Annotated in this window: 1 protein-coding gene; it reads left to right on the plus strand. The window is 37.5% G+C overall.

Annotated features, from left to right (window positions below):
• Positions 1–2,236, plus strand: a 2,236-nt coding sequence (locus NE054_RS07865; RefSeq protein ID WP_297890394.1) for an ATP-dependent Clp protease ATP-binding subunit, incomplete at both ends; no start/stop codon positions are given.

Raw genomic sequence — 2,236 nt, forward strand, 5'->3', positions numbered from 1 at the left:
AGAGCATGCGTTAGCATATAGAAATAACTATTTAGGTAGTGAGCATCTTCTTCTTGCGTTGTTAGATGAAGATGACATCACTATATTAGTTTTATCTAAGTTTGGGCTTACTCCGGAAAAGGTTAAAAAAACACTCACATCACAGATGGCAAGAGGAAGCCATTCTGGAGAAGTTTTATTTGCTCCCGATGCAAAAAGAATTCTTGAGTTTGCTGTAGAAGAAGCAAGGATACTCCACCATCCATTTGTAGGTCCAGAACATCTGTTGATAGGAATAATAAGAGAGAAAACCGGACTTGGTGGAAGAGTTTTAAGAGGTTTTGGTATAGATGAATACAGTGTAAGAAGAGAAATACTCTCAGCTCTTGGGGAAATTCCATCTCAAGAACAAACAAAGACTGCTCCTACACCAAATCTTGATAGATTTGGAAGAGACCTTACAGCATTAGCAAAAGAAGGCAAGTTAGACCCTGTTGTAGGAAGAGAAAGAGAAATAGAAAGAGTTATACAGATACTATCAAGAAGAAGAAAGAACAACCCTGTACTGATAGGAGAACCAGGAGTAGGAAAAACAGCCATAGTTGAAGGTTTAGCCCAAAGAATAGCAAACAAACAAGTTCCAGAGACCCTTCAAAACAAGAGAATTGTTGCGTTAGACTTGGCTCTAATCGTGGCCGGAACAAAATACAGAGGACAGTTTGAAGAAAGATTGAAAAGTATACTGAAAGAGTTGGAAAAAGCTCCGAATGTAATCTTATTCATCGATGAGCTCCATACGATGGTAGGAGCCGGCTCTGCCGAAGGCTCCTTAGATGCTTCTAATATGTTAAAACCTGCATTATCAAGGGGGGAGATACAGGTAATCGGTGCTACCACATTAGATGAGTACAGAAAATACATAGAAAAAGACGGTGCGTTGGAAAGAAGATTTCAACCCGTAATAGTTGACCCACCAACACCAGAAAACGCTGTTTTAATCTTAGAAGGATTAAAGAAAAGATTCGAAGAGTTTCATAACGTAGAGTATACAAAAGAAGCGATAGAAAAAGCGGTTGAATTCTCAGTTAAATACATTTCCGATAGACAACTTCCGGATAAAGCTATAGACCTATTAGATGAAGCCGGAGCGTTGGTAAGATTACGGGAACTTGAACTTCCAGAAGATTTGAAAAAAATGGAAGATAAGATAAAAGAGATAGAAGATAAAAAAGCCCAAGCGATAAAAGATGAAGACTTTGAAAAAGCTTCTAAATTAAGAGATGAAGAGGTCAAATTAAGAGCAAAATTTGAAACTATGAAGTTAAAGTGGAGAGAAGAGCAGAAAGAAAACAAACCAAAAGTTACGGAAAAAGATATTGCGGAAGTGGTGGCAAGATGGACAGGAATACCTATAGCAAGACTTACAGAGTCAAATAAAGAAAAACTATTACATATAGAAGAAGAACTTCATAAAAGAGTTGTAGACCAAAGTGAAGCGATAACAGCCATAGCAAAAGCTATAAGAAGAAACAGTGTAGGTTTAAAGGGAAGACACAGACCTATTGGAGTGTTCCTGTTCCTTGGACCAACAGGAGTAGGTAAAACGGAAACAGCAAAAGCGTTGGCAGAGTACCTATTTGGTAAAGAAGATGCACTCATAAGGTTTGATATGTCGGAGTACATGGAAAAACATACGGTATCAAGACTTATAGGAGCTCCTCCGGGATACGTAGGTTACGAAGAAGGAGGACAGCTAACAGAAGCTGTAAGAAGAAAACCTTACTCGGTAATACTCTTTGATGAAATTGAAAAAGCTCATCCGGATGTATTTAACATATTTTTACAGATATTCGATGATGGAAGACTTACAGACTCGATGGGTAGAGTTGTTGACTTTAGCAACACGATAATCATAATGACCTCTAACCTTGGTGCTAAAATGATTTTAGATAGTGGTAAAATGGGATTCGAAACCAAATCATCGCTGGCAGACTACAAAGACCTGAAGAAAAACGTTTTAGACCAAGTCAAAAGAGCATTTAGTCCAGAATTCATAAATAGGCTTGATGAGATAATTGTATTCAAACCATTGGACAAAGAGATAATTAAAGGTATAATAGATATACAAATTAAAGAGATTAATAAAAGGTTGAAAGAATGGCAAATAGAAGTAAGCTTATCTCCTGGATTCGTGGATTACTTGATAGAGAAGGAGTTCAGACCAGAGTACGGAGCAAGAAGCATAAAGAGAGCATTA

The sequence above is a fragment of the Sulfurihydrogenibium sp. genome (assembly GCF_027448985.1).
Lineage (GTDB): Bacteria > Aquificota > Aquificia > Aquificales > Hydrogenothermaceae > Sulfurihydrogenibium.